This window comes from Pseudomonas sp. 05N433 (assembly GCF_056396925.1).
In genome coordinates this window covers 1-21232 of sequence record NZ_JBFTML010000047.1, presented here as the reverse complement: position 1 = coordinate 21232, position 21232 = coordinate 1, and the positions used below count along the sequence as shown (strand labels likewise).

13 protein-coding genes and 1 pseudogene are annotated in these 21232 nt (G+C 57.2%); 5 read left to right on the top strand and 9 right to left on the bottom strand.

Going from position 1 to position 21232, the window contains the following annotated elements:
* Positions 1 to 3: 3 nt before the first annotated feature.
* From AC1DIS_RS22405 to AC1DIS_RS22390, 4 genes are read right to left on the bottom strand one after another with little or no spacing between them, the layout of a single operon-like run.
* Positions 4 to 1032 carry a polysaccharide biosynthesis/export family protein gene (locus AC1DIS_RS22405; protein ID WP_086944963.1) on the bottom strand — a complete coding sequence of 343 codons (1029 nt, stop codon included), beginning with the start codon at positions 1030 to 1032 and terminating at the stop codon, positions 4 to 6.
* A 23-nt stretch (positions 1033 to 1055) separates the two neighbouring features.
* Positions 1056 to 1700, bottom strand: a complete 645-nt coding sequence (locus AC1DIS_RS22400) for a CpsD/CapB family tyrosine-protein kinase (protein WP_064618731.1) — start codon at positions 1698 to 1700, stop codon at positions 1056 to 1058.
* Complete coding sequence (locus tag AC1DIS_RS22395; protein WP_018925578.1) at positions 1701 to 2447, bottom strand: sugar transferase; 747 nt, start codon at positions 2445 to 2447, stop codon at positions 1701 to 1703.
* An 11-nt stretch (positions 2448 to 2458) separates the two neighbouring features.
* On the bottom strand, positions 2459 to 3502 hold the full coding sequence (locus tag AC1DIS_RS22390; protein ID WP_018925579.1) for an NAD-dependent epimerase: 1044 nt from the start codon (positions 3500 to 3502) through the stop codon (positions 2459 to 2461).
* A 468-nt stretch (positions 3503 to 3970) separates the two neighbouring features.
* Here AC1DIS_RS22390 and AC1DIS_RS22385 point away from each other — a divergent pair, with 468 nt between their 5' ends.
* The 5 genes from AC1DIS_RS22385 to AC1DIS_RS22365 all read left to right on the top strand — a co-directional run bounded on the left by AC1DIS_RS22385 (position 3971) and on the right by AC1DIS_RS22365 (position 11514).
* Positions 3971 to 5668, top strand: a complete 1698-nt coding sequence (locus tag AC1DIS_RS22385; protein WP_477743685.1) for a sulfatase-like hydrolase/transferase — start codon at positions 3971 to 3973, stop codon at positions 5666 to 5668.
* A 111-nt stretch (positions 5669 to 5779) separates the two neighbouring features.
* Positions 5780 to 6448 (top strand): ABC transporter ATP-binding protein, encoded by a 669-nt coding sequence (locus tag AC1DIS_RS22380; RefSeq protein WP_018925581.1) that lies wholly within the window; start codon positions 5780 to 5782, stop codon positions 6446 to 6448.
* A gap of 1 nt (position 6449) precedes the next feature.
* Complete coding sequence (locus tag AC1DIS_RS22375; RefSeq protein WP_477743821.1) at positions 6450 to 8921, top strand: ABC transporter permease; 2472 nt, start codon at positions 6450 to 6452, stop codon at positions 8919 to 8921.
* Positions 8911 to 9981 carry a lipocalin-like domain-containing protein gene (locus AC1DIS_RS22370; RefSeq protein ID WP_477743684.1) on the top strand — a complete coding sequence of 357 codons (1071 nt, stop codon included), beginning with the start codon at positions 8911 to 8913 and terminating at the stop codon, positions 9979 to 9981. Before AC1DIS_RS22375 ends, AC1DIS_RS22370 begins: the two co-directional genes overlap by 11 nt.
* A gap of 690 nt (positions 9982 to 10671) precedes the next feature.
* Positions 10672 to 11514, top strand: coding sequence for a cyclase family protein (locus tag AC1DIS_RS22365; protein WP_477748844.1), 843 nt, complete (start codon positions 10672 to 10674; stop codon positions 11512 to 11514).
* 7 nt (positions 11515 to 11521) lie between these two features.
* Here the strand turns inward: AC1DIS_RS22365 and AC1DIS_RS22360 are convergent, their stop codons facing one another.
* The 5 genes and pseudogenes from AC1DIS_RS22360 to AC1DIS_RS22340 form a co-directional block, all read right to left on the bottom strand.
* Positions 11522 to 13408: an ATP-binding protein gene (locus AC1DIS_RS22360; RefSeq protein ID WP_477743682.1), complete on the bottom strand. Its 1887-nt coding sequence runs from the start codon at positions 13406 to 13408 to the stop codon at positions 11522 to 11524.
* 518 nt (positions 13409 to 13926) lie between these two features.
* Entirely contained in the window at positions 13927 to 14925 is a 999-nt protein-coding gene (locus AC1DIS_RS22355) for a hypothetical protein (protein WP_408981128.1), read from the bottom strand.
* A gap of 159 nt (positions 14926 to 15084) precedes the next feature.
* On the bottom strand, positions 15085 to 15690 hold the full coding sequence (locus AC1DIS_RS22350; protein WP_428634051.1) for a hypothetical protein: 606 nt from the start codon (positions 15688 to 15690) through the stop codon (positions 15085 to 15087).
* A 144-nt stretch (positions 15691 to 15834) separates the two neighbouring features.
* Positions 15835 to 16305 carry a hypothetical protein gene (locus tag AC1DIS_RS22345; RefSeq protein ID WP_428634054.1) on the bottom strand — a complete coding sequence of 157 codons (471 nt, stop codon included), beginning with the start codon at positions 16303 to 16305 and terminating at the stop codon, positions 15835 to 15837.
* Positions 16302 to 21182 (bottom strand): annotated as a pseudogene (locus AC1DIS_RS22340) (RHS repeat-associated core domain-containing protein); the annotation flags it as partial. The pseudogene AC1DIS_RS22340 and the gene AC1DIS_RS22345, both read right to left, overlap by 4 nt.
* Positions 21183 to 21232 lie beyond the last annotated feature (50 nt).

Here is a 21232-nt window from a genome sequence, read left to right as displayed (position 1 = left end):
GAGTTAGTTGCTGCGGTTGCTGCCTTTGTTGTCGACGCGGTAGGCGAAACTGAAGCCCACCCCCTGAAACAGCACCACGTCCGCCAGTTGCCGTGCGAGCTCACCGGCGCTGGCCAGTTTGGTCTTGGGCACATAGAGCATGTCGTCCGGTTGCAGGTAAGCAATCTGCGACGCGTCACCGGACAAGGCTTTCTCCACGTCGTAGTGCACAGCCTGCACCTGGTTGCCGTTGCGGCGCATGATCACCACCGAATCGAGCCGGGCCTTGATGCTGGTGCCACGGGCCAGGGTCAACGCTTCGAGCACCGAGACCGGGCGGCGAATCGGGTAGGAGCCCGGCTGCCCGACTTCACCCAGCACATAGATTTCGTTGCCCGACGTGGATTTGAGCATGACGTCGACTGTCATCCGTCCCGGCAATTGCGCGTAGCGTTGATTGAGGAACGTTTCGAGCTGGTTGACGGTCATGCCTTGCAGCGGCACGGAGCCGATTTCCGGAAAACTCGCATAGCCGTCGTTGCCCACGGTGATCTCCCGGCTCATGCCGGTAGCGGGGTGGTTCAAGGCGCTCTTGAGGTTTTGCTCGTTGCTCAGCGGGCTGGTGACCTGCACGGTCAACTGGTTGCGATTGGGCTGGAACAGGGATTTGCGGTTATAGGCGCGCTGGATTTCCTCCCGGGCCTGGACCGAGGTCATCCCGGCGATTTTCACTGAGGTGTTGGCCCCCGGCAGTTCGATGGTGCCATCGGGCAGCACCAGTTGCGTGCCGTTGAGCTGGCTGGCTGCGGTGAAGTTCAGCGCGACCTGGTCGCCGGACTGAATGCGGTAAGCCTCCGAGCCACTGGTGCTGACGTGGAAGATCACGTCCAGCACGTCCTTGGGCCGCAAGGTCTGTTCGACCTTGGGCATATCGGTGGCCTGGGCGTTGGCCGGCTCGGCCGTGAGGATCTGCACCGGCATGTTCTGGGTTTCACTGGTGCTGGAGCAACCTGCAAGCGGTAGCAACAGCAGGACAAGCACTTTGGCATTCATGACTTCATCCTTCAGGTGGGTGCTTACAGGTTTTTGTAGAGCCATTTGGGCATGTAGTACTTGCGCCGGTTGAAGACGCTGCCCACCAGTTTCGCGCCGGCCTGGGTCAGGCGCTGGGCCGCGGCCTGGGCCACTTCCCAGCGGGTGTCTTCCGCGCGCACCACCATGATCACGCCGTCCACCAAAGTGCTGATGACCAGGGTGTCGACGGCCTCATACACCGCATCGCCGTCGATCACCACGAAGCGATACCGATCGCCCAGTTGCTCGAGCAACGGGCTCAGTTGTTCGCGGGTCAGGTGCTCGGTGCCGCGGATGTGCCGCCCGTTCGGCAGGATGTGGAAGGGCAGGCTGGAGACGGTCACCAGGCAGTCCTGCAGCAGCGGCGGGGAGTCGTTGAACAGCAGATCGCGAAAGCCGCGCTCTTTGCTCAACCCCAGCTGATGCGTGAGGTTGCTCGCCGACTGGCTGGCGTCCACCAGCAGCACTTGGCCGCTGCTCATTGACGCCAATTGGGTGGCCAGCGCCAGGGCACTGGTGGTGGTGCCCGTGCCTGCGTTGGCAGCGGTCAGAAAAAGGATCCGCAGATCCAGGTCGAGCACGGTCGAGGTCAGGTTGGACTCGCTCGGGCTGGCGATGGTCAGGCTGTTATTCGATGAACCGTCCATTTAACTCGCTCCGTGGCCGTTGAACACGATGAAGGGGGTTTTCAACAGAATCTTCAGATCAAGCAACAGGCTCTGCTCGGCGATGTACGTGAGGTCCAACTCAACGCGCTGGTCGAAGTCGATATTGCTGCGCCCGGAGATCTGCCACAGACCGGTCATGCCGGGGTAGATGCTCAGGCGTGCAAGGTGGCTGTCCTTGTAACGACGTGCATTGAACGAGGTGGGTCGTGGACCTACCAGGCGCATGTCGCCGCTCACCACATTGATCAGGTTGGGTAATTCATCGAGGCTGCTGCGCCGCAGGAAGCTGCCGATGGGCGTAATCCGCGGGTCGTTGTCGATCTTGAAGTCGATGGCGTCGGCGCCGTGCTTGTTCAGATGCCGCAGGGACTCCTTGAGCTCCTCGGCGTTGGCCACCATGGTGCGGAACTTGTACATGCCGAACATGCGGCCGCGGTAGCCGGTGCGTTGTTGCACGAACATCACCGGCCCCGGGCTGCTGAACTTGATCGCCAGTGCCAGCCCCAGCAGTACCGGGGAAATCAACAGCAAGATCACCAGTGCACCGAGGCAGGCGAGCACCCGATTGGTGCGCGACAGGGTCCAGGGCCGACCGCCGTTGCGGCCGGTCACCCAGCCGTGACCCTGCACGTGGATCGCCTTGTCGAGGCGCATCCGGTGCTCGGGATCCAGGCGATTATCATGCTGCATGTGATCGAGCAACATGCCTTTTTCATGTCCAGTCATAGAGTCCTCCGCTAAAGCCCGGCCATGAATGGCGAGTGGGCGCTACGCAGTGGGTAGTAGTCACGGAACCAGGCGATGAATCGTCCGAGTCCTTCATCCAGCTCTATCCGTGGCTGGAAACCGGTGGCCAGTGCCAGATCGCTGGCATCGGCGCAGGTGTTGAGCACGTCGCCCGGTTGCAGGGGCAGCAACTCGACGAGGGCCTTTTGCCCCAGGTGCTTTTCCAGCAGTGCCAGGTAGTCCTTGAGCGCTACCGGCTGCTGTCCGCCAATGTTGTAAATGCGCCATGGCGCCATGCTGCTGGCCGGGTCCGGTTGCTCGCGGCTCCAGTCCGGTGCCGGCTGCGGCGCGCGTTCGACCAGGCGGGCGATGCTCTCGATGATGTCGTCGATGTAGGTGAAATCCCGCTGGTGCTGGCCGTAGTTGAACAGCTTCAACGGCTGCCCTTCGGCAATCGCCCGGGCGAACTGGATCGGCGACATGTCGGGTCGGCCCCAGGGGCCGTACACGGTGAAAAAACGCAAACCGGTGCAGGGAATGCCGAACAGATGGCTGTAGCTGTGGGCCATCGACTCGTTGGCTTTTTTGGTCGCGGCGTACAGCGACAACGGATGGTCGACGTTGTCTTTGACTGAATATGGCGTGTGCTGGTTGGCGCCGTACACCGAACTGGACGAGGCATAGATCAAGTGCCTGACCGGGTGGTGACGGCAGCTTTCGAGAATGTTGAGGAACCCGCTCAGATTGCTGTCGAGGTAGGCCCGAGGATTTTCCAGGGAGTAACGCACCCCGGCCTGCGCCGCGAGGTGAATCACCACTTGCGGTTGTTCACACTCAAACAGTGCGTCGAGGGCCTCGGCATCGGCCAGGTCGACTTTTGCGAGGGGGAAATCGCCGACCTGCTCGCGTACCCAATCCACGCGGTCATGTTTGAGTTGCGGGTCGTAGTAGTCATTGAAGTTGTCCAGCCCGCACACCTGATGCCCGTCGCTCAAAAGCCGCAACACACAATGGGCACCAATGAAGCCGGCGGCTCCAGTGACGAGTATCTTCATGATCGTGGCGCCTCTGGAGCTGCCAATGCCGCAGCTTGGATGAGGCCGACGCAACACGTACCCAATACGTTCACGTCCATATTGGCGTGCCTCGTAAGACGGTGGATGTAACTGAAATGAGACTGTCAAAAGGGGTATAGCCCAGCCTTGGGAAAGCGTGTCAGCAAAATGACGGGTAGCGCGGGCTGGAAACCCTGATTTCATGGGCTATTTGGTATCAAGTGCTTGCCGTTGCTGGATTTGTCGCGGTTTTGAGGGGTTTCAAGAAAACGATAAACGGTCGAAAGGCCTGTATTACAAGGGTTACAGGCGTTTTGAAGCGTCAGATTTGAGTTAATGTTTTTTTGACGCTTTTGGCAAAAAACCGGCATTTCTTGCGCTTTCATGGCTCGGTGCTAGTGTCAGAAAATGGCTGATAATCATTGGTTTCCATTTGCCAATGGCAGCCATGGAGGTACTGCATCCACCATGATCCGATACTTCAAGGAACTGTTGCTGGTTCTGTATTTACTCAAAAGCTACGACTATTACCTCGATCGTCTCGAGGCATTGGGCATCGGTTTGCCGATGTTGCTGTATGGCGGGATGTTCGTTGTGCTGACGATCGCGCTGTTCATGACCGCCTATATTCGTCAGACACTGGTCCGTCATTTGTTTGCGTTGGCGCTGTTTGGCTCGGCGATTTTCTTTGACGTGTATACGCACGTGACCGCCAGTTACCTGACCTACAGCAGCTTTGTGTCGCTGGTGTATTCCGGTGGGTTCATTCAGGAAGCGGCTTACCAGTACCGCGATGCGATCATCAGTGCGACGGTCAGTGGCTTGTTGCTGCTGTTGGGTATCGGGCTCAAGCCGCGTCGACGGTTGCCGTTGCCGGGGGCGTTGTTGGCGGCGGCACCGGTGCTCGGCGTGCTGCTGCTCAGTGTCGTGCTGTTCGTGCGGGCCGGCGAGGGCGCCCGTGGCTTGCCGATCATGTACACGCCGTTGGCCTATCTGAATCTGTTTACCTATGAAGCGCTGCACAACGTTGTCGGCCCGCGCGAGCCGGTGAGCCTGGCGCGCATCGATCGGCCGGTGGGTTACGACATCGTACTGATCATCGACGAGAGCATTTCCGGTAATTACCTGGACATCAACACGCCATTCGGTGTGCACAGCAACCTCAAGGAAGCACACCCGGGCGTGGACATCTTCAATTACGGCTACGCCGCGTCCATCGCCAATTGCAGCGCCGACACCAACGTCACGTTGCGCTATGGCGGCACCCGTGGCGATTACATGCGGATCAACACCACACTGCCGTCGATCTGGCAGTACGCGAAAAAAGCCGGGCTGCGCACGGTTTACATCGATGCCCAGCGCACGGGCGGCAACTTGCAGAACCTGATGAGCAATGCCGAGAAGCAGGACATCGACGAGTTCGTGCAATTCGACCAGACCAGCGTGCGTGAGCGAGACATGGCTGCGGCGGCCAAGCTGATCGATCTGCTCAACGACGGCATACCGGAGCTGGTGGTGATCAACAAGGTCGGCGCGCATTTCCCGGTACACGACAAATACCCGGACGCGTTTATGGCGTATCGCCCGACCTTGCCTCGGGGGCAGTTTGTCGAGGTGGCGGACACGGGCACGCGCGAGGGTTTCAATGGGCAGCCGAATGATTGGGTGTTGTACCGCAATGCCTACAAAAACACGGTGCTGTGGAATGTCGGCGAGTTCTTCTCACGGGTTTTCGCCCAGGCGGATATGCGTAATGCGCTGATGATCTACACCTCGGACCACGGGCAGGATCTGCATGAGCGCGGTAACCCGGGGCTCAACACCCACTGTGGCAGTGACCCGGTGGAGGAAGAGGGGTTGGTGCCGTTGGTGGTGATCTCGGGCAGCGATTTGAAGACGATGGACTGGCAGGCGCAGTTGCCGGCCAACAAGGACCGCTCCAGTCACTACAACATCTTCCCGACGTTGTTGCAGTTGATGGGCTATGACCTGGCGGGGATCGAGGCGGTGTATGGCAAACCGTTGAGCGTGTCGACGGCGGATGACTTCACTTTCAACTATCGCTTCAATGCGCGGCTCGGCGCTGTGCCTGCGTGGAAGTACATCGATCTGAAGAGCATTGTGACGCCGGGGCCGGTGGTGCCGAGTGTGGCGGTGGGGCAGTGAGATTTTGATGAAATGGCCTGGCCTTATCGCGAGCAGGCTCGCGATAAACGATAACGCGGTCTTGCTGCCGTCCGCTATCCTAGGCCAACTGCCTTCAACGAGCCTCCTCTCATGCTTTCGGTCCAGGGCGTCTTCAAAAGCTACGCCACCCCCCAAGGCCCATTGCCGGTATTACAAGGCGTCGACCTCACGTTGAAACCCGGCAGCAGCCTGGCGTTGATGGGCGAGTCGGGCAGTGGCAAAAGTACCTTGCTGCACCTGATCGCCGGCCTGGACAAGGTCGATCGCGGCAGCATTCGCAGTGGCGAGCATCGGCTGGAACAGATGAACGAAGGCCAATTGGCCCACTGGCGGCGCACCGAAATCGGCCTGGTGTTTCAGCAGTTCAACCTGATCGGCAGTTTGCGGGTCGAGGACAATCTGGCGTTTCAGGCGCGTCTGGCCGGACGCCACGACCCGCGCTGGCAAGCGCATCTGGTGCAGCGTCTTGGGTTGGTGGATCTGTTGCAGCGCTATCCGGAACAACTGTCTGGCGGGCAACAGCAACGAGTTGCGCTTGGCAGGGCGCTGGCCTCGCAACCGAAACTGCTGCTGGCCGACGAACCCACCGGCAGCCTCGATGAAGCCACCAGCGATGAGGTGTTGAAGTTGCTGCTGGAGTTGCTCGACGACAGCCCGACGACGTTGTTGATGGTCACCCACAGCCCCAGGGTCGCCGCGCGGCTGGCGGAAAAAGTGGTGCTGCACAATGGCCGTCTGGCTGGCGCGGACGAGCGCTGAAGTGCGGGTTTTTCGCGAGACATTGCGGGCGCTGCTCAGCCATTGGCGGCAACATCCGGTGCAATTTTTCAGTGTGCTGACCGGGCTCTGGCTCGCCACCAGTCTGCTGACCGGCGTGCAAGCGCTGAACAGTCAGGCACGGGAAAGCTACGCACGGGCCAGTCAGCTGATCGGTGGCGAACCTCAAGCCAGCCTGAGCGCACCCGGCGGCGGGGTGTTCCCTCAGCAATTGTTTATCGACCTGCGTCGCGCGGGTTGGCCGGTATCGCCCGTGTTGCGAGGCCGGGTGACGCTCAAGGGCCATGAAGACCAGCGCTTGCAGTTGATGGGTATCGAACCGGTGTCGCTGCCGGCCGGTTCCGCAGTGGCCGGCCGGTCGTTGCCGATCGAGCAGGTCGTCGAGTTCTTCACGGTGCCGGGCAGCACCTGGATTTCGCCGCAGACCTTGCAGGCGTTGGGCTTGCACGAAGGTGAAACACCGACGGCCGAGAGCGGCATCGCCTTGCCGCCACTGCGTGCCCAACCCGACATGGCCCCCGGTGTGTTGCTGGTGGACATCGGCTTCGCCCAGCAAATTCTGCAATTGCCCGATCAACTGTCACGTCTGTTGCTGCCCAAGGATTTCACCGCGACCCTGCCTGATCAGTTCAAGGGCCAACTCCAGCTCATCAGCAGCGGCGAAGAAAACAATCTTGCACGCCTGACCGAGAGCTTCCATCTGAACCTCGATGCCTTGGGCTTTCTGTCGTTCGTGGTTGGCCTGTTCATCGTCCACGCGGCGATCGGTCTGGCGCTGGAGCAACGTCGAGGCTTGCTCAGAACCCTGCGCGCCTGTGGCGTCAGTGCGCGAATGTTGATTGCCGGCCTCGCCGTCGAGCTGGGTGGTCTGGCGTTGATCGGTGGTGTCGCTGGCGTGGTCAGCGGCTACCTGCTGGCCGGCGTGCTGTTGCCGGACGTCGCCGCCAGTTTGCGCGGCTTGTACGGCGCCGAAGTGCCGGGACAGTTGAGCCTCAGCCCGCTGTGGTGGTTCAGCGGCATCGGTCTGAGCCTGCTCGGCGCGTTGCTGGCCGGTGCCAACAGTTTGCTGCGAGCGGCGCGTTTGCCGTTACTGGCGCTGGCCGATCCGCAAGCCTGGCATCAGGCCCACGCGCGCTGGTTGCGGCGCCAGGGCTGGGTCGCGGCGATGGCTGCGCTGATCGCGGTATTGGCGTTGATGTTCGGCGACAGCCTGAGCAGTGGTTTCGTGCTGATGGCCGCGTTGTTGATCGGCGCCGCACTGGCCTTGCCGGTGGTGTTGAACAGTGTGCTCAACCGGGTGCTGCGGCGCAGTCGCTCGGTGCTCGGCCAATGGTTTGTCGCCGATTGCCGTCAGCAGTTGCCGGCCCTGAGCCTGGCCTTGATGGCGCTGTTATTGGCGCTGGCGGCGAACATCGGCGCCGGCAGCATGACCGCCGGTTTCCGCCAGACCTTCAACAACTGGCTCGAACAACGCCTGACCGCCGAGTTGTATGTCAATCCGCAAAATCCGGCCCAGGCCCGAGAGCTTTACACATGGCTCAAACAACAACCCCAAGTCAGCGCGGTGCTACCCAACTGGCAAGTGTCGATTCAGTTACAGGGCTGGCCGGCGGATGTCTTCGGCGTGATCGATCACCCGACCTATCGCCAGCACTGGCCGTTGCTGGAGGCCTTGGGCGACGACCCTTGGGAACGACTGGCCAAGGACGACGCGCTGATGCTCAGCGAACAACTGGCCCGGCGGTTGAAGGTGCGCCTGGGTGATCACATGACCATTGCCACGCCCAACGGTCCATGGTCGCCACGGATCGTCGGGATCTACGCCGACTACGGCAATCCCAAGGGCCATCTACTGGTCAACATCAATCACCTGCTGCGCGGCTGGCCGCAGCTGACACCCAGCCGTTTCAATCTGCGCATCGAGCCCGCGTCGATTCCCGCGTTCCTGGCCGCGCTGCAAGCGCGCTTCGCCCTGGACGACAGCCGCATCGTCGATCAGGCCCGGCTCAAGGGTTGGTCCACACAAGTGTTCGAGCGTACCTTCGCCGCCACCGCCGCACTCAACAGCCTGACGCTTTGCGTCGCGGGCGTGGCGCTGTTCATCAGCCTGCTGACCCAGAGCCAGAGTCGCCTCGGGCAACTCGCGCCGTTGTGGGCGCTGGGCGTGACGCGGCGACAGTTGATGCTGCTCAACCTCGGGCAGACCTGGTTGCTCGCGGTGCTGACATTGGTGCTGGCATTGCCGTTGGGCATCGCATTGGCGTGGTGCCTGGACACGGTGATCAACGTGCAGGCCTTCGGCTGGCGCTTGCCGCTACGGGTGTTTCCGCTGCAACTGTTGCAGTTGATGGGCCTGGCCTTGCTCGCCACGTTGCTCGCGTCGGCGTGGCCGTTGTACTCGCTGTATCGCACGCAACCGGCGGATCTGCTGCGGACGTTTGCTCATGAAGATTAAAATCTGCGTGTTGCTGCTGGCGTTGCTGAGTGGCTGCGACAACACGCCTGCGCCGGAAAAAGGCTTCGCCGGCCTCGGCCATCAGGCCACCGCATTTACCCCGGTGGTGCCCGGGCGAGTGTTCAGTTTCCCGGCGGACCACGGCGCCCACGATGGCTTTCGCATCGAATGGTGGTACGTCACCGCCAACCTCAAGGACGATCAGGGGCACGAGTTCGGCGCGCAATGGACGCTGTTTCGCAGCGCCTTGAAAGCGACGCCCGAGCAACCTGGCTGGGCCAATCAGACTATCTGGCTGGGCCACGCGGCCGTGACATCCGCCACCGCACACCATGCCGCCGAACGCTATGCCCGAGGCGGTGTCGGCCAGGCCGGAGTGACCCTTAAGCCGTTCAACGCATGGATCGATGACTGGCGTTTCAGCAGTCAGGCCACCGACGAAAACCCGCTGGCAGACCTGCAACTCAGCGCCCGCGACAAGGCGTTCAGCTACCAGCTTCGACTGACCTCAACCCGGCCACTGGTGCTTCAAGGAGACAAAGGCTTCAGCCAGAAATCCGAACAAGGCCAGGCGTCGTACTACTACAGCCAACCGTTTTTCCAGGCCAGCGGCACCCTCGAAATCGACGGCAAAACCTACACGGTCAACGGCCCGGCCTGGCTCGACCGCGAGTGGAGCAGCCAACCGCTGACCGCCAACCAGACCGGTTGGGACTGGTTCTCCCTGCACCTGGACAGCGGTGAGCAAGTGATGCTCTACCGCATGCGGCAAAAGGACGGCGCGCCATACCTCACCGGCACCTGGATCGACGCTCAGGGGCAGACGCAGTTGTTGCACGCCGACGATATCAGCCTCACACCGCAAGACACCGCCAAGGTCGCCGGGCGTTCGATGCCTGTGCGCTGGTCGATCAACATCCCGGGCAAGCACCTCGAAATCACCATCGATGCCCTTAATCCCAAGGCCTGGATGGACTTGCGCATTCCTTATTGGGAAGGGCCGGTGCGGCTGAGCGGCAGTCATGGCGGGCAGGGGTATCTGGAGATGACCGGGTATTGAATTGGAGTTCTCGGCGCGACACTATTCGGTGAAATTGAAAGATCTGAAAGCAGGGCAGAGCGTTGTGCTGACCTGTAACGATGTGCTGAAAGTGACCAGCCGGCACCCAAGCTGATCATTACTTGTACGTATTGATTGTTCTTGTGCGGATAGCTGTATAAGAACAATCAATTTTAATGGTCGAACTGGTGATTTTAAGAAGTTTGTAGACGTTGTGTAAGCGGGGCCTTACGAAATATTACGTGCATAAATTTCATGTTTATACACGAGGACATATCTGCCAAATTCTATTAAAATCCTTCCCGTTCGCCCGGTGTCAGGGCTCTTTACCGGTGCATGGATTGCCAAGGCCATTACACTGGGCGAACACCTTCTTTGGGAGGTGCTGTTTAAAAGTTTCGGATATAAAAATGGGCGACCTTGGGGTCGCCCATTTTTATTGGAAGATCTAAAGCTGCTTCCGCAAGCGCTGTCCGACCACATCCATCAAATCGCAACCGTCCTGCAACGGGATGGCCAACCCGCGTAAAGTGCCGCGAGTCGATGCATAGTGGGGCGCCTGGACGGTTACGGTGATGCATTGAAACGATCAATATTGATACTCTCCAATACACAAACCTCTTCAGGATCAACGAACAGGGAGTAGAGAATGGCTGGAGCCACAGCTGGGCTCGAGGGTAGGAGTCCTTAATGATCAAAGGGGAGTCAATCGTCATGGCGAAATCAAAGCAAAACAAGAGCTGTTTTAAACGGGTATCCATCGGCGTACTGGCCGCTTTGCTGTCGGTCGGCGTCGCTAAAAGTTTCGCAGAGGATAAGGAAGTCAAAGGAATGCAGAGTATTCAGTTTCGAAAGGTCATTGACCTCAGCCATGTCGTTAGCACGACGATTCCACTGTGGCCTAACGACCCTCCAGTGACATTCGACGTGGTGGCTTCACAGGAAAAAGACGGTTATTACCTGCGGCGTTTCAGCATCGGCGAGCACAGCGCTACCCATATGAACGCGCCCAATAGTTTTCACCCCAATGCCATCGGGATTGATGCCTATAAACCAGAGTCCCTGGTGCGCCCGGCCGTTGTGATTGATATACGAACCCAGGCTCGGGATAACCCGGATTATGTGATTGGCGTCCAGGACATCGAAAAATGGGAACAGGCTAATGGGCGCATCGCCCAAGGCTCTGTTGTGCTGTTTTATACGGGATGGCAAGCCTTGTGGAACGATCCCAAGCGCTTTATCAATGAAGACGCGAAAGGCCCACACTTTCCCGGTGTGGGCGCTGCTACGACCCGGTTTCTGCTTGAAGAACGCCAAATCGCCGGTGTCGGTATCGATACACATGGCGCTGATCCAGGTCAGGATACGGTTTATGCCACCAACAGCCAGATTCTGGCCAAAGATGGCATTGTCCTGGAGTGCCTGACTAATCTCGATCAGCTACCTGCGAAAGGCACGACACTGGTCATTGGCGTGCTTCGACTCAAAGAGGGGTCGGGTTCTCCTGTTTCCGTAATGGCGTTTGTACCCTGAGCCCATTTCAACTTGAAATTGCATCCACTACCGGAGTACTGGCCTGGAGCTGTCGCCGGTAGTTGGCTGCACGCTGAAGTACTTGGGTCAAGGCCTGGAAGTTTGCCGGTTTGGTCAAAATGTCATTGGCACCGGCGGCCCTGAAACGTTCTATCTCGCTCGAAAAAGCGCTCGCGGTGAACGCAACGATGTAGCACGTATCGCCCAGTGGTAGTTCGCGGATGTTACGGATGGCCGCTAACCCATCCATAACAGGCATATTGATATCCATGAAAATGATATCTGGAATCGACGTCATGCACTCGTTGATCGCCTCCAGACCATCTGACGCAAGGGCGGGTGTATAACCCAACGCCTGTAACATCGCCAAGGCAACTTTCTGACTAATGGGATGGTTCTCCACCAACAGGATATCGAGCGGGTAATCCCCGGCAAAAGATGAGTCGAAACCAACCGTTGCATGATCGTCCCCGAGGGGGATTTCCGAGACGGAAAAAGGCTCCATGGGGAGTGAGAAGGAAAACGTCGATCCGATACCAGGCTCACTGGTAAAGGATAAAGTCCCCTGTTGCGCCTCGACCAGATTCTTGCAAATTGAAAGACCTAGCCCACTTCCGGTAAAGCGTTGACTGGCTGGCCCTTTGAACTGAACAAAGGGTTTGAACAGGCTGTCTTGCCGCGCCAAAGGGATACCTATGCCGGTATCGCGTATGGAGAACTCGAGTCGGGCTCGAGGGCTGTCACCGCTCGTTTTGACCACGAGCGATACTGTTCCGGTTTCGGTGAACTTGACCGCATTACCCAACAAGTTGATCAGTATCTGGCGAAGGCAATCGGTATCGGTTTTGACCCAGTGCGGTACATCCGGTGATACCTGAGCCTCAATGATGATTGGTTTGCCCTGAGTGTTTTGCCGGATCATTTCAATACTGGATGAAACCAATGCTCTCACTTCGAATACACGAGGCCTCAATTCAAGTTTGCCCGCTTCGATCTTTGCCAGGTCGAGAATGTTGTCGATAAGCGACAGCAGGGTTCGTCCGCTGGTATGAATCGTATTGACCAGAGCGCTTTGCTCGGGATTCAGGGCGGAGCCGGCCAGTAACTCGGTCGCACCGATGACACCGTACATGGGGGTGCGGATTTCATGACTCATGGTGGCTAAAAAACGGGTCTTGGAACGATCCGCGTCTTCGGCGGCATCTTTTGCCTGACTCAATACCTGTTCGTTTATTTGCAGTTGCTGAAGATGAGCACGCATGCGCAATAAGTCGATCACGAACAAAAGACTGAAGGCGAGAAATACCAGAATGGCAAGGATGATATGGTGCAGAGAGTCCTGATTAAGTTGTTGGTTGTAGTTCGCCAACGTCATCTCCGCACCTGCCACATAAACCGTCCCGTCCTGGGATTTCATTGGGACGAAGACGGCGCGAAAGTCTCCCCAGTGATCCGAGTAATCGATCCAGGTGGGCTCGGTGCGCTCAAAACTGTCGAGCAGGGCCTGACTGGCATCTGGATAAGGATCGAAAAAGCGTACGTAATTCTGCTCTTGAATCTCTTTTTTCGAGGCGCTGGAGCTGATCAGATAGGCTTCCCCATCGCGTTTGACCACGCTGTAGACAAACGCGGTGCCCATGGACTCGTTGAATCTGGAAAGCCGCTGAATGGTATCCCAGTCTTGCGCTTCCGTTTTCGACTGTTTGTCGATCAGATTGTCATGGTAGCGGTCGCCGAGAATGGCTGACGCGCCCAGCGCGGCATGCAGCAGCTTGTTATTAATGTTGTCAGTGAGAATTCCTTGAGTCTCGACGTAGAGGTAGTAGATATAGCCACTGACACCTACGATGTAGACCAAAAGTAAAGCCCATGTTTTCCGTCTGAGTTTGAACATTCATCACAGCCTCCATACTGTCAGCCCAAGCATAGATTGAAGACTGGTTGAAAACCATTGTTTATCAGTGAGGAAGTTACTTGACCGAGTAGCCAGTTTTTCTGGGTTTTTGGGAAGGTCGCGATTTTGCGGAAGAGCCCACCATAGTGGAAGTTGGAAGAATTTTGCTCCTATATCAAGAAATTTGCGGGCGAAGTTTTAGCAGCCTCTTGCCAAATGCTCTGTGTATAAAATTGAGGGATGATATTAAACGTCGGATATAAAAATGGGCGACCCTGGAGTCGCCCATTTTTATTGGCTGAATTAAAGCTGCACCCGTAACCGCCGCCCGACCACATCCAGCATGCAGCACATCGACAGGCGCTGCGGTGTCGATCAAGCAGGGACGGGATCGTGCAGTCGATGCCGTATCGAGTCATGGTTGAACCTCCTGAACGAAATTGGGCAAAGGCTAGATTACCCGTCACGAAGATTTGAATAAGTCTGCCTATTGCGTTCGATCATTTAGTTAAAGAAAGTCAGACTTCTTTTCTCCACGCGGAAAAGGTGATGGCTGTTCCTTCTTCCTCGTTATCCTTGATCTCGATCTTGTAGGTGGCACCACCTGCAACGCCTTCAATCAATGCCTTTTCATCGTTCGCACTTAACTCGGCACCCTTGGCATTCTGTTTGTAAAACTCGACGACGTCGGAGAACTCGGTATAGGTTTTCAGCATGACCTCGAAATCATGTCGTGGGCGGCCTGCCAATTCGTCGAAATCACCGTAAATCGGTGCGCCTTTCATGCCGGGCGTGGTGTACACGCCATCGACGCCGGCGCCCGCCAGATGGGCATTCTTCGGAAGCAACGGGAGCATCGCCTTCGGGAAGTCGGAAGGTAATTGCGAGGCGTTCCAGGAGTCTTTTTTCGGGTCAGTGGTGATGTATTCGACCGTGGCAATTTTTTGCGCTCGAGCACGTGTTTCGGGATCTTCACTTTCGGCCCAATACGCAATCAATGGCGGCAACTGTTTGCTCCAGACAATGATTGGGTCCGCGTCGCTCTTCTTGGCGCCTTTCGCCTGGAAGATGGTCAGCACGGTTTCTGGACCGGGATTGCAGGACAACGACTCTGTGCGTGATTTGACGGTACAGTGCCCATTGACCAGCCCAACGGCGATCAACTGCCCCTTTTCGTCCAGCAACAGCGCGCCGCGTTCGTCGCCGTGGTTACCGTCATCCATGGCGGTAAGCATCTTGCGCCCGGCAGGCACACCTTCCTCAAACGTCGAGAACTCTGAATCGAGAGATTCCAGTACTTGCGTCACGATCAACGAGCCATCGTTGGTGTAGCTGCCTGTCGCGTAACCGATGAAGTCAATCAAGGCGGCCCGTATCGCCGGATCTTCGTTGAGCTGTGGTGCGTGCTCCGGGGCAGGGTCGTTGGTGAGCAGCAGCACAGTGGCACCGTCTTCGCGCTTTTCTGATCGAAGTGACAGCGCAACGGCGTCAAGAGAAAGGGTCAATGCCAGAAGCATGGCGAATGGTCGTGCAATGGTAACCAAGGGTTCATTCCTTTGTTGGGTGGTGATCCGGTTTCTTTGGGAGTGACTTGTCGATGGCAATGCATCGGAAGCAAAAGGGGGACAGATTATTTTCATGGTCACGTAGAAACAAATCTGTCTCCACCATGGTTTTTAATATCGACGAACTCCGAGCGAGCCTGTCTTCTTGGTTAACGCTAAGGTAAATGCCTCCTCCGACGTGAACTTCAGTGTTTCCAGCCAGCTCATAAACCACTCGACGTCCAGTGCCGCGAATATCTTTAGCCACTCAGCTTTTTTGCCTCCGCAAGCGGGTACTGCTGTCCCACTCAGTCCATGACCCTTGCCTTCGAAAAACAAAAAGTAGTCATCGTCGTAGCAGTAGCCGATCAATTTTGGCCAGTCAGCGCTGTGGGGTTGCTCCGGTACAAGATCCTTTTCGGCAATCACATAATAATTTCGGACTTTGTGGGGCTGTAGGGGAGGACGGTAGCTAGAAAGCCAGATCAGGCATTGAGTTGCTTTATCGGAGTCGTCCATCCAAGTCGATACTTTCTTGTCCAGTTCCGTAAATGTTCCTGCGGTGCCCATGCGATAAAACATTAACCAACCGTCTCGTCCTTCGTTGACTATTAAGTAGGTGTACCCATGAGCTTCGACGGTCAACGACCAACAGCCGAAATATACTCGCTGATCCGAGAACTCGGTGACGGTGAATCCAGCATGTTGAACAGCATTTTGCAGATCGGGATAAGGCAATTGGCATACTCCTAGCAAAGTCTAAGTTCGCACCTTGAATTTTGCGCCTCCTCCGTGAGGAGGGGGAGGTCGGCCAGACGATTCTCAGGTTTGTTTTCATGAGCGCTTAGAAAATAAATCTGTCCCTTTGTCCTTATTTTGTGCTTATAAATTTTCTAGATTTGTTGGTCCGCCATCATTTAGAAGTTTTGTCATTCGCCGATTGTAAAGCTCAATGTCTTGTGCGTTGTTGGCTTTGTTCAGTTCTTGACGCAGGAATCCCATGGAGTTAGATATTATCTGCTTTTCATTTCTAGACAAGTCGCGGATTAGATCGAACCCATTTGCAGCTAGGGCTGGAATCTTTTTTCGCATGTAGTAATAACAGCCAATATTTTCGAGAAGATCATTTGCATCTTCTACGGTGTTATTAATGGTTGCTACGTATTTTTTGAATGCGTTTGCTAATATGGGCTCTGGACTTTTTTGTGTTTTTAGAAAGCCGCAAAGTCCTTGCCAGTTAATGATGTGTAGCTGAGTTCCCCAGTCAGGATCTTTCGTGAAATAAATGCCAGCCCCTCTGAAGTAGGCTGGGAATTCGTCTCTATTTAGCGCTTTTTCAAAGTTGCTGATCATTGGAGTTGTTCCCAGTCGTCAAATTGGCTCAGAAGTTTGTCCATGTCAGCTCCGTGATTGATTTTTTCGGACCCGATCAGGGCAGCTTCCTTCGTTCCGCTTTTTGTTTCGCCTCCAGGTACCCATTCTTTTGGATAGGCACCTGCTTCATTGCCATTTGGAATTTCATATTTAAATCTAGGATCATCAGGCTTGATTTTGACGAGGTAGATTTTGGCGGAGGAAAGGTCCGAGGCACCAAGGTTGAGCTCCTTGTTGAGCACTTGCCAGTTACCCCCACTAGCTTTGTATTTGGCAACCACGGTATCCATCTCTGATGGCAATCCTACAAATTTTCTAGGAGGGAATGTTGGATAACTAGAGCGTTCAATCCATTCGTCAATAACGACAAAGGAGCCTCCCTGCTGCTTGAAGGCTTCTTCGTGCATATTTACATAATGCTCCGGTAGATATTCACGTGTGTCAGCAGGCCTATTTCCTTTTTCAAGGTTAATCACTTCATCGTACTTAGCCTGGGACATGGGAATATTGTCGGGTTTCGTTGCATTTGCCGAATTATTGGGCAGCTTGCAATCAGGACCAGGACACGTTGAACTCAGCCCCAACGGATCCACCCATCCCGTAGGGTTAGGCACGTACTGGTAGTTGTTCAACCCACCCGCAAGCTTGATCGGATCCGGCGTCAGATACCGTCCAGTTCCCGGATTGTAGTAGCGATGCCGGTTGTAATGTAAGCCCGTTTCGGCGTCGAAGTACTGACCCTGGAAGCGCAGCGGGTTGTCGATTTCAGCGACATCCAGCGTAGCGAGGTTGCCGTAGGCCCGGTATTTAGCCGACCACATGATCTCTCCGCTGTAGTCGGTGAGTTCTTGTGGCGTGCCGAGATGATCGAGTTGGTAATAGAAAGGTGTAGCGCTCAGCGGGCCTTCGCCATCAAGCATCGCCAAAGGGCGGAAGCTGCCGGGTTCATAAATGTAAGTGCGATAGCGGTTGTCGGCGCTTTCAGCGATGAGGCGTTCGCCTTGCCACAGGAATTCTGTGGTTTGGCCGTCTACGGTTTTGGCGATGCGTCGGCCGAAGGCGTCGTATTTGTAGCTCGCGGTGCTGCCACCCGGCAGGCTGACGCCGATTAAACGGTGCTGGCAGTCGTAACGATATTCGGTGACGAGTTTCTGCCCGGTGCCGCGACGTTCGCGGATCAGATTGCCGTGGGCGTCGTAGTCATAGTGGCGGTCGCCCTGCATGAGCAGGCGGTTGCCTTTGACGTTGGCAAGATTCGCGGCCGGCTGGTCGCCTTGGCCCAGGAGGTTGCCCGCCGGGTCGTGGGCGAAGCTTTCAGGCGTAGCTCCGCRCACACTGATCAGGCGATCGAGCGGATCGTAATGGTAGCTGCGGTTGCCTTTTCGGCTGTCGTCGATACCCGCAAGATTGCCGTTTGCGTCGTAGGCGTAGCGACGACGAAACAGGTTACGGTCCTGCTGGCTGACGGTGTGGGCTTGCAGGCGACCTTGTTCGTCGTACTGGTATTGGCTGAGCAGCAGGCCTTGTTGGCGCCGTTGTTCGCGACCGGCGCTGAACTGGTGCGTGGTCAGGCGCGAGCCGTTGAGGTCGATGCTGCTCAGGCGTCCACCGGGTTGGTGGCGGTAGTCGAGTGTGCTGCCGTCGGGGAGGCGGCAGCGGTTCAGTTGGCCGAGTTTGTCGTATTCGTAACGCGTGGTGCCCCAGCCCTGATGTTCGGTGATCAAGCGGTCTTGCAGGTCATATTCGTAGGCGAGGGGCCAATGACCGTCGTCGACGTTGACCAAACGGCCGAATGCATCATAGCTGTAGTGAATTTCCTCGCCATCGGCCAGGGTTTTCACCAGCAACCGGCCAGCGGCGTCGCGTTGGTACTCTGTGACCAACTCGCTGGCGTCGTCGCCGAATTCGGTTTTCTTCAGTAGTTGGCCGTTGAGGTCGTACTCGTAGGCGGTACGACGCCCATCGAAGCCTGTTTCCTGCTGGATCAGACCATTGGCGTAGTAGTCGAGGTGATAGTGCTCGCCACGTTCGTTTTCGATCTCGCTGAGCAGCAGGCGCGGGTTGTCGTAGCGATAGCGCAACTGGCTGCCGTCCGGATTGATGCGACGACTGACCAAGTGCAGGTTATCGGCGTATTCGTAGCGGGTGACGCGGCCCAGTTCGTCGCGTTCGGCAGTGACTTTGCCGTAGGCGTTGTAGGTGAATGCGCGCGTAGCGCCGCCTGGCAAAGTGATTTGCGCGAGGCGGTTAGCAGCGTCCCATTGGTAGTGGGTGATTGCGCCGCTTTCGTCCTGACGGGTGATCTGCCGGCCCAAGGCGTCGTAGCGATATTTGCGCTGGCCGCCGTCCGGTAACTGTTCTTCGAGCAGTTGGCCGAGGTTGTTCCAGCCCAGTTGATGACGACTGCCGTCGGGGTGACGGATTTCCAGCAGACGGCCTTGGCGGTTGTAACTGTAGTGGGTCGAATTGCCGTCCGGGTCGACTTGTTCGGTGATGTCGCCCTGATCGTTGCGCCAGTATGTCCACTTTGCTGGGCCACGGTTCACCACACGGACGTAGCCGTGGTAGTACTCGTAAGTGGTGGGGGCGTCTTCTGGCGGAATCACCGCAACCAGTCGACCGGCTTCGTTGTACTGGTATTCGGTGACCGCGCCGAGGGGGTCTTTTTCGGCGATCAGGCGGCCCTTGTCATCGTAGGCCTTCAGGTGTTCGGCACCATCCGGGTCGACTTTGGYGACCAGTCGAGCCTGATCGTCGTGGGTGTAGACTTCTTCGCTGCCGTCAGCGTTGGTAACGGTGACGCTGCCCTTGTCATCCCAAGCGTAGTGCGCGTCCATCTGGGAGAAGCTTGCCCAGTGGTGGATGCAGCGGGCTGACTTGCCTTCTTTTTCCCATTCCCAGTAGAAACTGGCACCTCCGGCCAGTTGCCGCTCGAGAATGACGTTCTGGTCGTTATAGGCATAACGCTCGGCTTCACCGGCGGCGTTTTTGGCTTCGATCAGGCGGTACTGGGCGTCGTAGCCATAGGTGACCAGGGTCTGGACAGTGCTCCAGGCATCTTCCAGGTTATCCGCCGGGCTAAACTGCTGGTAGTCGATGGCGACGATGTGTTTGCGGTCGTAACGCACGAGGAGGGCGCGACCGGCGCCGTTATCGACACGTTTGATTCGTCCGTGAATGTCACGGGTGATGTGCAGGCGGTTGTCGTAGTTGTCGCTGATGGCGATCAGCGTCGCGCCTTTGCTGTTGTAGCGGAAGTGGTAGAACTGGGTGCGTTCGCCGGCTTGGGTGAGGATCAATTCGGACGGATCGTCGCCAAGGAAAATTGCCGCTTCCGACAGGCTGTTGGTGATCGCCGGGCGCTGCACGCTGGGCAACGGGAAGGTGGTGACGCGGTTTTCGTGGTCGGTCCAGACCACCTCATCGTCGTTGATGTCGACGCGTTGCGCCAGGGCATGGCTCCAGCCGTAACCGAGGCCACAGTCGATTTCTGCGGCGCTGGTGCGATAGAGGCGCGTCCAGCTGAAGGGCAGCAGGCCACCGAGTTCACCGTCGGTCAGCGTCAGCAGCTCTTCGCCAGTGACCATCGATACGGGGCAACCATTGGTGCAGGTTTTCTTGGCGCAGGCAGCGCTTTTATCGTCAGGTGTTTTCGACTGAGTAGAAGCGTCGTCGACCTTTTCCTTGGGCTCCAGCTTGGTTTGTTTTTCGGTTTTCTTACGCGGAAACGAAGAGGCATCCTTCACCTCCTGCTTCGGTGTATCCGTGGTTTTCGGCACCTGACTCTTCGAGCCGTTGGCCGCCGCTTCGTCGATCTTTATCGCTGCCGTTTTTGTCGGTTTCATCGGCACGTTCTTGGCGCTGGCGATCACTGGTTTCGACACCTCGGCATGCGCCGGCAAGCTGTGCTCGCCACTCAACTTCATCAATGTCGCGGCCAGTTCTTCGAGGTATCTGACGGCCTCACCGGACTTGACGGTGGACAGGACCTTGGTCCCGACGCGCACCGCGATACCGGCACCGCCAGTTAGGCAGATACCCACCAGCACGTTGATCAGGAACTCGGACGCCATAGCGGTCACCACGTCGACAACCACTTGGGGCGGCAGCATGCCGACCCACGCCACAATCGCCGCGACGTAGATGAACATCAGCGGTTCGTCGCTGAGGATCAACAGCCCCGAGGCAATCGATTCCTTGGACGCGGCATAGAGTTTGTCGATCTCGATGTCCGACAGATATTTGCGCAGTTTTTTGAGGTTTTCCTTTGGGTGCGCGAGCAATTCGAACAGGCTCTTGATGTCGTCCCACAGCCGGAGCAGGGCTTTCTCCAGGCCATCCATCGCGCGTTTGAGCAGAATGACCGAGCGGCCCATGCGGTCAGCTGCCGAGTAGCTGGCCCACTGTGGCTGGAACTTGCCCGACCATTCGCTTTGCAGCCAGCCGTTGAGTTTGCCGATCACGCCCTGATAAGAGTCGTAGAGAGCTTTGACATTGCTTTGGGATACGTTCGGGAAAAAGGTAATGCGGTACATCTGGCCCTTTTTGCAGCCGTCGATCACTTTGATGCCGCTCGGGCCGATCGTTGTTTCAATAACGGGACCGGTGACGTCGTCGTAGAAAGTGCCTTTGGTGACGGGTTCCAGTTTCACTGGCGTGTTGCCGATCGGTACGAAGCGCGCCGACTCGAACATGTGGATCAGCGTGAAGTCGCCCGCCAGGGGGCAAGTCGCGTAGGTCTCGACCTTACCGGTTTTGGTCTTGCGTTTGGTCACGCTGACTTCATTGCCGACTTTGAAAGTCTGGTCGACATCCAGTGCCCAGCCGGTCAGGAAGCCGTCCGCCCAGTCTTTGTAGGACATCCAGTGCCCAGCCGGTCAGGAAGCCGTCCGCCCAGTCTTTGTAG

Excerpts from the sequence above, each read along its gene's own strand:
- AC1DIS_RS22370 (WP_477743684.1), top strand. The coding sequence starts at position 8,911 with ATGAAGATTAAAATCTGCGTGTTGCTGCTGGCGTTGCTGAGTGGCTGC.
- AC1DIS_RS22345 (WP_428634054.1), bottom strand. The coding sequence starts at position 16,305 with ATGATCAGCAACTTTGAAAAAGCGCTAAATAGAGACGAATTCCCAGCC.
- AC1DIS_RS22360 (WP_477743682.1), bottom strand. The coding sequence starts at position 13,408 with ATGTTCAAACTCAGACGGAAAACATGGGCTTTACTTTTGGTCTACATC.
- AC1DIS_RS22365 (WP_477748844.1), top strand. The coding sequence starts at position 10,672 with ATGATCAAAGGGGAGTCAATCGTCATGGCGAAATCAAAGCAAAACAAG.
- AC1DIS_RS22395 (WP_018925578.1), bottom strand. The coding sequence starts at position 2,447 with ATGACTGGACATGAAAAAGGCATGTTGCTCGATCACATGCAGCATGAT.
- AC1DIS_RS22355 (WP_408981128.1), bottom strand. The coding sequence starts at position 14,925 with ATGCTTCTGGCATTGACCCTTTCTCTTGACGCCGTTGCGCTGTCACTT.
- AC1DIS_RS22400 (WP_064618731.1), bottom strand. The coding sequence starts at position 1,700 with ATGGACGGTTCATCGAATAACAGCCTGACCATCGCCAGCCCGAGCGAG.
- AC1DIS_RS22390 (WP_018925579.1), bottom strand. The coding sequence starts at position 3,502 with ATGAAGATACTCGTCACTGGAGCCGCCGGCTTCATTGGTGCCCATTGT.
- AC1DIS_RS22405 (WP_086944963.1), bottom strand. The coding sequence starts at position 1,032 with ATGAATGCCAAAGTGCTTGTCCTGCTGTTGCTACCGCTTGCAGGTTGC.
- AC1DIS_RS22380 (WP_018925581.1), top strand. The coding sequence starts at position 5,780 with ATGCTTTCGGTCCAGGGCGTCTTCAAAAGCTACGCCACCCCCCAAGGC.
- AC1DIS_RS22385 (WP_477743685.1), top strand. The coding sequence starts at position 3,971 with ATGATCCGATACTTCAAGGAACTGTTGCTGGTTCTGTATTTACTCAAA.